General features: G+C 43.9%; 9 protein-coding genes and 1 pseudogene. 8 read left to right on the top strand and 2 right to left on the bottom strand.

Translation table 11 applies throughout. From position 1 onward, the window contains the following. The 3 genes and pseudogenes from NO352_RS15455 to NO352_RS15445 all read left to right on the top strand — a co-directional run. On the top strand, positions 1–475 hold a 475-nt coding region (locus NO352_RS15455), incomplete at its 5' end, for a polymorphic toxin-type HINT domain-containing protein (RefSeq protein ID WP_289356058.1). A 20-nt stretch (positions 476–495) separates the two neighbouring features. Beyond that, on the top strand, positions 496–876 hold the full coding sequence (locus NO352_RS15450; RefSeq protein ID WP_289356056.1) for an Imm8 family immunity protein: 381 nt from the start codon (positions 496–498) through the stop codon (positions 874–876). A gap of 278 nt (positions 877–1,154) precedes the next feature. After that, positions 1,155–1,433 (top strand): annotated as a pseudogene (locus tag NO352_RS15445) (RHS repeat-associated core domain-containing protein); the annotation flags it as partial. A gap of 454 nt (positions 1,434–1,887) precedes the next feature. Here the strand turns inward: NO352_RS15445 and NO352_RS15440 are convergent. After that, the gene (locus tag NO352_RS15440; RefSeq protein ID WP_289356054.1) at positions 1,888–3,012 is read right to left on the bottom strand and encodes a mandelate racemase/muconate lactonizing enzyme family protein; all 1,125 of its coding nucleotides are present in this window, start codon (positions 3,010–3,012) and stop codon (positions 1,888–1,890) included. Between the two features lie 122 nt (positions 3,013–3,134). Here NO352_RS15440 and NO352_RS15435 point away from each other — a divergent pair, with 122 nt between their 5' ends. From NO352_RS15435 to NO352_RS15425, 3 genes are read left to right on the top strand one after another with little or no spacing between them, the layout of a single operon-like run. Beyond that, positions 3,135–3,530, top strand: coding sequence for a hypothetical protein (locus NO352_RS15435; protein WP_163979062.1), 396 nt, complete (start codon positions 3,135–3,137; stop codon positions 3,528–3,530). A gap of 32 nt (positions 3,531–3,562) precedes the next feature. Next, the gene (locus NO352_RS15430; RefSeq protein ID WP_289356053.1) at positions 3,563–4,156 is read left to right on the top strand and encodes a gluconate 2-dehydrogenase subunit 3 family protein; all 594 of its coding nucleotides are present in this window, start codon (positions 3,563–3,565) and stop codon (positions 4,154–4,156) included. Then, a complete protein-coding gene (locus NO352_RS15425; protein WP_268598904.1) occupies positions 4,153–5,724 on the top strand; it encodes a GMC family oxidoreductase in 1,572 nt (523 codons plus the stop codon). Before NO352_RS15430 ends, NO352_RS15425 begins: the two co-directional genes overlap by 4 nt. Before the next feature lie 203 nt (positions 5,725–5,927). Here NO352_RS15425 and NO352_RS15420 read toward each other — a convergent pair whose 3' ends face one another. Continuing rightward, positions 5,928–6,323 carry a DUF3221 domain-containing protein gene (locus tag NO352_RS15420; RefSeq protein ID WP_289356052.1) on the bottom strand — a complete coding sequence of 132 codons (396 nt, stop codon included), beginning with the start codon at positions 6,321–6,323 and terminating at the stop codon, positions 5,928–5,930. A gap of 268 nt (positions 6,324–6,591) precedes the next feature. Here NO352_RS15420 and NO352_RS15415 point away from each other — a divergent pair, with 268 nt between their 5' ends. Both NO352_RS15415 and NO352_RS15410 read left to right on the top strand, forming a co-directional pair. Beyond that, on the top strand, positions 6,592–7,422 hold the full coding sequence (locus tag NO352_RS15415; protein ID WP_171420040.1) for an arylamine N-acetyltransferase family protein: 831 nt from the start codon (positions 6,592–6,594) through the stop codon (positions 7,420–7,422). A gap of 310 nt (positions 7,423–7,732) precedes the next feature. Beyond that, a complete protein-coding gene (locus tag NO352_RS15410) occupies positions 7,733–8,719 on the top strand; it encodes a carbon-nitrogen hydrolase family protein (RefSeq protein ID WP_040737100.1) in 987 nt (328 codons plus the stop codon). Positions 8,720–8,848 lie beyond the last annotated feature (129 nt).

The raw sequence follows: 8,848 nt of genomic DNA, 5'->3' as shown, positions 1-8,848 counted from the left end.
AGAAGAAAAAGGGTGGGTCTTCGCCGATGAACTCCAAGTAGGCGATAAGCTCCAAAAAGCTGACGGAAGCAATCTGACGATTGATAAGGTTGAGTTTGTTAAACTGGATGAGCCTGTTACGGTTTATAACTTTACGGTTGCTGACTTCCATACGTATTATGTAACGGATATTGGGATTTGGGTGCATAATACAGAGTGTAATTTAAGCCCTAAAACGCTCGCTACTATGGGTAAAACAAACACAGGTAATGCAGGACTAGAAGGTGGTTATATAACAAAAAATACAGCACAAACTACAGCTACTGAGTTTGTAGGAAAAGGTTATACTAAAGGTACTGCTAGTAACGGATACACAACTTACGTCAGCGCAGATGGAAGGTATGTAGCAAGATATGGTTATAAGAAAAATGGAGGACTTGAGTTGAATTTAGAGGATACTAAGACGGGTGGCAATTTTCATATCAAGGTCAATTAATAAAAAGGTGGAGATATTAGTTGGTCATTCCCGTACTTAAAGGATTAGATATCATTGAAATTAAAGATGGTTTGAAAGGCTCTAAATTAAGAGGAACAGCTTATATTGCTGAAGAAGATGATACCGGTTCTGATTGTTTCCATTTTCAAGTGTTGACTCCCGAGTATGTGACAAAAAGTCTTATTGAAAATAAGATGCTAAATTGCAGAGCGACATTCATTGTTCAAAACTTTGAGTTAGAATTGTTAGAAACAGAAATAAAAGAAATACTCAAAGAATGTATTCGACCTACTTGGGAAGAAGCCGCAAATGCTATTAATCGTCATTTAAACTGGGAGTATGATAATATCCAGTTCTATACGGAAAAAGATATATTATCAAAGCTAGACGAAAATAAGTAACAGATTAAACCCTTGGGGAATATACAACTTCCTCAAGGGTTTTCTTAGCCTTACCTAGTGCCGAATGAATCGGGAGACATGTCTCGAAAGAACCTAACCCTCATCAACCCCGTATGATATTTTTCCAATATGGTTGCACTTCCATTGTAAATAACCCCGAAATCATCAGATACCACCATGGTTAAAAAATATCATTTTGCTTCACAATAATCCGGATATATGTAGCGATGTTTATTCTGTAAGAACAATTTAGTAACGTTCCAGTTAACATAGAGCAGGTATCCAACGGACACGGCGACATTACCGAAATCCGGGATGCGCAAGGCAATGTACTGAACCGCTATACGTACGATATCTGGGGCAATCCATTGGTGCAGGAGGAGCGAGTCCCGAACATTTTCCGCTACTCGGGCGAATACTGGGATGCAGCAACGAATCTGCAATATTTGCGCGCAAGATGGTATGATCCAAGTGTAGGACGGTTTATTAATGAGGATACGTATGAAGGGGAATTAGGGAACCCGCTGACGCTGAATCTATATACGTACGTACAGAATGGCATCAGGAAATCTCCTTTTCGGAAGCTTTGGCTTCATTGGGGCCAGTAATCGGGGGCATAGGAAAAGCTAGAGAAGTTGGTGGAAAGGGAAGAGCGAAATAACAATGGAGACGACTACATGGGAAATTTCAAGGTAATCTTTCTTGAAGATACTGAACTAGCTTTATTGTTGGTTAAGAAGTCAGTAAAGAATACATTTGTTTGACTATTAAAGAACTTTTTAAGCTAAAGTATTTTGATGATTTAAAGCCGATTGAGGAACCCATTGTTGGTAATCTCTTTGATGAGTAGGGGATTAGATTGCAATTACAGATTCCATTAAATCAGGCGGACGCTGTACCCATCATATCTCTTAGTAATGATGTATTTCCAACTAGAAGCAGATTGAACGAAAGGCGAAGCCCCGGCTTCGCCTTTTATATTTGCAAACAAGGGAAGGCTCACATGCCTAGCTACCAATACCGCGATCCGTCCCAGCGGTAATGGCTGAGCATTTCTTCATCGATAGCCAGCCCGATGCCGGTTCCATCTGGAATGTCTACGACTCCTTGATGAACGCGAATCGGCGCCAATTCTGCAAACGGATTGTCCATCACATCCCACTCAATTGGTTCAATCGCTTCGTCCGTGTTCATTTTACTCCAGGGAGGCAAGCATGCGTGGGCTAATATTGCGTACCACCGGGCTAATGCGCCATCGAAGGTATGCGGGGATACACGGATGGCCGCCGTACGCGCAAGCTTGAGCACATCGCGATAAGAATCGATTCCGCCAAGATGAAGCGGGTCAGGCTGAACAATATCCAGTGCTTGCTGACTTATGGCATGATGGAATATGGCAGGAGTCGCGATATTTTCGCCACCCGCAATTGGAATTTGCAGCTTATGCCGACAATGCGCATATTGATCCCATGCGTGCAGAGGAATCGGTTCTTCGAACCAGAGCCAATTGTCATACTGTTCGAGCAGGGAGTTCCAGTTGCAAGCTGCTGCGGCATCGTAGCTGCCATTGGCGTCCAATGCAATTCGTACATGCTTCCCATACCGCTCCTGAATGGCGCGGACATGCCGAATATCATCGTTAAGTGCTTTTCCCCCCACCTTTATCTTTAGATTCGTAAATCCCTGGAGAACTGCCCCCTCAATATCGCGCAGCGAATGGTTCATCCAATCCGTTGTTTCTGAGTACGATTGGAACGATGCGTACATCGGAAGCGATCGTCTAACCGCACCGCCCCAAAGCTCCCATGCCGATAATTTCGCATGATTCGCAACGATTTCCGTCAATGCCATGCTAACTGCGGCCGCCGGTCTATCATGCTTCTGCTTGGTCAATGCCGCAATGATTGAATTTCGCTCCCGAGCATCCTTTCCAAGCAGGAAAGGAATGACGGCCTGTTCAAATTCTGCTTTCAAGGAGGGAAGCCATCCCGAGCATTCGCCCCAACCGGTAAGCCCGGATTTCGTTGTAATTCTGATCAGGTAAGTGGAACGGAATTTTTTTAGACCATTGGCATCGCCGTACGGACGGGGGATTCGATATAACAACGGATACGTGTCGATCTTGTGAATTAGCAAGAGGAACCTCCATGAGAGAAATGATGATAGGGCTATGTTTTAAGTATGGGATATGTTGGAACACTTTTATAAGCGGCAATTGCAGCAAATTAGAACAAATTTAACGAGAAAGAGGGAAGGCGATGGGATGGGAAGGCTGGCCAATCGATCGAATGCTCATTTTGTTCGTCAGCTTGGCATTTTGTTTAATTGGCATACAAGTGACGATGTCTCATTATCGGCAAAATTTTCACCATAAAGCGATGTGGGTACCTGTACTGGCAGCTCCGCTATTTTTCGTGTTCGGGTTGATCCTCGTCTGTTATCACGCGGCTTGGCTGCGCGGTACATTCCAAATCCTGATGTGGGTAGGAGCTTTGGCGGGGCTTATCGGCTTCTATTTTCATGTACGCGGCGTAGGCAAGCGGGTCGGCGGTTATAAATCTCATAACTTTCTGATCGGTCCGCCTGTCATCATGCCGCTTATGGTTACGGCGATGAGCTTGCTCGGGCTTATTGCGCTGTATTGGCGGACGTAATGATGAAGAACACTGTACGGGGGTGATTATTGATGGTGAAAAGAACTCGGTATCCTTCCTTCAATGTGATGGATGAACGTGAAGCATGGGACACCCATACGCAAGCCATCGTGACGAACAGGGTGCTAAAGCCGCAATCTTGTGTCGTGTTGGATGGCGAGGAACAACTGCTGCTGCGGCAAATATGCTCCGCGCTTGTCGATGACGAGCGCGAGGAAGTGATTCGATACGTGCTTGCCCATGTCGACCGGACATTGAAGGAAACGACGGGGGAAGGAGAACGTAAAGCTGGCATACCGGAACGGAAAACGCTCATACTTGAGGGCATTCAGCATGTAGGCCAACTCATGTGTCAACTGACGGGAACAAAAGCAACCAAATGGGACGTGCAGAAGGTGACCGAAGTCCTACAGCAAATTAGCGAAGGAAGAGCGGGTTTTGCAACATGGTCAAGTGATCTCCAGCGAGAATGGTTCGTGAAAATGCTGAATCTGACTGTCGAGGCGTATTGCTCGCATCCAGTTGTATGGTCGGAGATGGGATATGCCGGTCCCGCATATCCGCGCGGCTATGTTCGCGGCGATATCGGAAGGCTTGATCCATGGGAGGCGAAGGAAGAAGCATGATACTGCGTAAATTTGCCGATGAGGCTGATGTCGTAATCGTAGGCGCCGGTGCTGCAGGCGGGGTGCTTGCGAAGGAATTGAGCGAGGCTGGATTTCGCGTTGTTGTGCTGGAAGCAGGTCCATTCCGCGATCCGCAGCAGGATTTTGCAAGCGATGAGCTTACGATGAAAAATTTAGGCTGGCAGGATACTCGCATTGTAGACGGAAAAGACCCGCTGACGATGGGACATAACAATTCAGGACGCGGTGTAGGCGGGGGAACGGTGCATTTTACGGCCGTTTTTCTACGTTTCCATGAATCTGACTTTCGAACAAGAACGCTGGATGGCGTAGGGGAGGACTGGCCGATACGGTATGAGGATCTGGAGCCGTATTACTCGCGCATTGAGAAAGAAATAGCGGTGTCCGGTCCGAAGCATTTTCCTTGGGGCAGCTACCATGGCCCTTATCCGCATCCGGAACGGGATCCGCTGAGTCCGAATGCTTATGTGTTCATGAAGGGCTGCGAAAAGCTGGGGATTCGATCTTCCGTTCCGCCCCTTGCGATTATATCGGCACCATTCGACGGCCGTCCGCCGTGCATTAATAGAGGCTTCTGCAATCAAGGATGCATGCCGAATTCGAAATTCAGCACCTTAATTGTGCATATCCCGAAGGCGATCAATGCTGGGGCAGAGGTACTTGCCGATTGTATGGTAACGCAAGTATTGACGGGAAGCGACGGCAAGGCAACTGGCGTAACGTTCGTGCATGAAGGCGTGACCTATGAGCAGAAGGCAAAGGTGGTTATTTTGTCCGCCTACGCGGTTGAGACCCCGCGATTATTGCTTCATTCCGCAAACAGCCAATTTCCGGACGGGCTTGCCAATAGCAGCGGGTGGGTCGGCAAAGCGATCATGCCGCATAGCAGTGAGGATGTATACGCGAAGTTCGACCGCGATATTCGTCTGTACAAGGGAACGCCGGTATTGGCAACGACCCAAGATTTTTATGAGACGGACAAGAGCAGAGGATTTGCGCGAGGCTACACCCTCCATGCACATGGAGCAAGACCCGTCGGATTCGCCCAAGGTTTGAGCAAGGCCCGTACAGGCCCGATCTGGGGGAGTCGGCTTAAGGAAGAACTGCTAGACTATAATTACTACGGAAGAATTACGATGGTAGGAGAAGTGCTGCCGAATCCGGACAACCGCGTAACGCTAACCGATGAGCAGGACGAGAACGGCGTGCCGCGAGCCAAGGTTACGTTCAGCTATGGAGAGAATGACCGCAACCTTATCGACCATGCCGTAGGCACAATGAGCGCCATTCTGGAAGCGGAGGGCGGAGAGGTCAAATATATCGTGCCGGATACTGCTCATCTAATGGGAGGCTGCCGGATGGGCAGTAATCCACAGTCTTCGGTCGTCAATTCGTACGGGCAATGCCACGATATCCCGAATCTGTTCGTCTGCGATGCCAGCATATTCGTGACCTCCGGAGGCGGCAATCCAACGAACACCGTAATGTCGCTCGCGCTGCGAACCGCAGATTATATTAAGGAACAAGCAAAAAAGCTTCAACTGTAGACAGCATGTTTCTTCACTGTGCGATTCAAATGAACAACATATTCGTCATGCAAGTAGACCACAGGATCCTTTGTTTCCTGTGGTTTTGTTGTGTGACTGTATCGTTTATGCAGGGGCAGACCTCGAGAAAAGTACGGTAAACATATAATGTCCACCCGGCATCTGAACGACACCGGGTGGACATTATATGAAATTTTTTGGAATTACTCTGTAATTTTTTCAAGGACAGGCATGATCGCAATTGGCGGAAGCGACTTTGTCATCGCTTTGTAATGCACATTTAATTGGTCGCCTACTGCATATGTCCCATTTTCCGGAACAGGAACTAATAATATTTTTCCCTGATTAACGAGCTCCCACCACTCTCCTTGCAAGGCTTGCTCTTTTGTGGGCGCATTTACAATGGTCATGTACGTGTCGCCAACGGAACTGACAAAGCCAGTGAAAGTGGATTGATCCTGTTTATCCACGGCCGAGACCGAAATGTTGTTCGATACGGATTCATCCGCATGGGCAAGCGCAGGTGTCGCTCCTGCTGCAACCCCTAAACCTAATGAGAGAGTGAGTACCGCAACTACCAAATTTTTTTTCGTAATCATGTTTGTAACCCTCCTTCTATATTTTGGTACAGGAATATATTTCTATATAAAAGCTTTGTATCCTTTATTATTTCTTTTTATTAACAAATCTGTCACATTTAGAATTTTGGGAATTTTTTTATTGATAAAAAGAACATTAAATTGAGCCGGGCGCATACCGCGTCGGCAACTGGCCGTTCCAGAATACTTTTAGACTTGATTATATATTTTAATTGGCGTAACATTAAAACAAATGGATTAAATATGTATAAATGGGAGTGATTGTAAAGTGTTAACTGAATTACAAAAAGATTTTTTCTCTCGGTTGCAGATATCTCCAAAAGAAGATGTAACCTTTGAGGATTTACATGGAATCTTACTGCAAATGGGATATGTACTGCCCTATGAAAATTTAGACGTCATGGATAAGAATGTCCGCAACATTTCTAGAGCGAGTGTTCAAGAAAAATTGCTGTTAACCCATCGCGGAGGACTCTGTTACGAACTCAATTCCTTATTATACTATTTTTTGGTTGATTGTGGGTTTGATGTCTATCGAGTAGTTGGTACGGTCTATGATTTGGGGACTAATAATTGGAAGCCTGATGATGGGCATGTCATTATTATTTTAAATCATAATGATCAGAAATATATTATAGACGGGGGATTTGCCTCACATCTTCCCTTATATCCAGTCCCATTCAGCGGTGAAGTCATCTCATCCCAAACCGGAAAATACCGTATCCGTAAACAAAATACTGAGAAAGGAACCTATCTGCTAGAAATGAAAAAAGGAGAGAATGGGGAGAGTGCTCATTTCCTTGATTCTGAACCTACAAATACATGGTGTGTTGGGTATGCATTTACATTAGATGAAATAGATACTGATAAAGTAAATCTGGTACAAAATACGATTGTTGAGCACCCAGAATCCCCCTTTAACAAAAGACATATTGTCTGTAAATTAATTGAAGGCGGGCATATTTCACTAACGAAACGAAGTTTTACACAAACCAAAAACGGTAAAAAAAGAAAACGAACGATTAACGAAGAAGAGTTTTGTCAGATCCTTGAGGAGGATTTTGACATTATTCCGAATAAATACGTTGCTAATTTTTAGAAAGATACCGTGTAAATTGAACTAATGATCTTCTAGCTATGAAAGTTCATTTGCTAATGAACTCCGTTAAATGTGGCTTCAGCAACGGCGTTATCGTAACGAAAACCTTAGAGAGCGACCGATTTGAAAAGCAGTCAACGTTTCATCGATTGAGGTTTATATTTCTCTTTGATCAAATTAATAAAAATGGAAAGTGGATGAGTAAAAAAGTGGAAAGTGGATGGTTACAAACGAATTCTTACATGTTAATTTGTAATTAAATAATTATTTGTACTTAAATAATTATAAATAATTACAAAAGGAGAAATTTATTGTGGGAAATTATCCTAAATATCGCGCAGCAGCCGTCCAGGCTGCACCTGTATACTTGGATTTAGATGCAACAGTTGAGAAATCTTGCAAATTGATTGCTGAAGCAGCATCAAATGATGCAAAATTAGTTGCTTTTCCCGAAGCTTTTCTTCCCGGTTATCCTTGGTTTGCGTTTATTGGTCATCCAGAATATACAAAAAAATTCTATAAGGATCTCTACAAAAATGCAGTTGAAATTCCTAGCTTGGCTATTCAAAAAATAAGTGAAGCAGCTAGGAAACACGAAACTTACGTATGTATTTCTTGTAGTGAAAAAGATGGTGGATCTTTATATTTAACTCAACTATGGTTTAATCCCAAGGGAGATTTAATTGGAAAACATCGAAAGATGAGAGCATCTGTTGCTGAAAGACTTATATGGGGAGACGGAAGTGGAGGCTTGATGCCAGTATTTAAAACAGAGCTTGGTAATTTGGGCGGACTGATGTGTTGGGAACACCAGGTTCCTTTAAATCTGCTTGCAATGAATTCACAAAATGAACAAGTACACGTAGCCTCCTGGCCAGGATACTTTGATGATGAAATCTCAAGTCGATATTATGCTATTTCAACTCAAACCTTTGTTTTAATGACATCCTCTATATATTCGGAAAAAATGAAAAGCATGATTTGTTTAACACCTGAACAAAAAGAATACTTCGATACATTTAAGAGTGGACATACTTGTATTTATGGACCTGATGGAGAACCAATTAGCGATATGATTCCTGCAGAAACAGAAGGAATTGCTTATGCTGAAATAGATATAGAAAAAATAATTGATTATAAATATTACATCGATCCTGCCGGTCACTATTCTAACCAAAGCTTAAGTATGAATTTTAATCAAAATCCTACACCTGTTGTTCGTAAGTTTGGAGATAACGAGACTAAGAAAATTACTTACGAGGAAATCAATCTACAGATTGGCAGTCAAACTTTTTAGGTGAAAATGCTTCCTTTTTATAAGCGGTAATCGCAGCGAATGCTCTTTTTGTTCGTAAGCTGTGGCAGAACCAGACAAAAGTATTGTGAAAATACGTAAAACCCGGCATCTGAATGACGCCGGGTTAGC

Source organism: Paenibacillus sp. S-12 (assembly GCF_030363895.1).
Lineage (GTDB): Bacteria > Bacillota > Bacilli > Paenibacillales > Paenibacillaceae > Paenibacillus_B > Paenibacillus_B alvei.
This window is presented reverse-complemented; position numbering and strand designations above follow the sequence as displayed.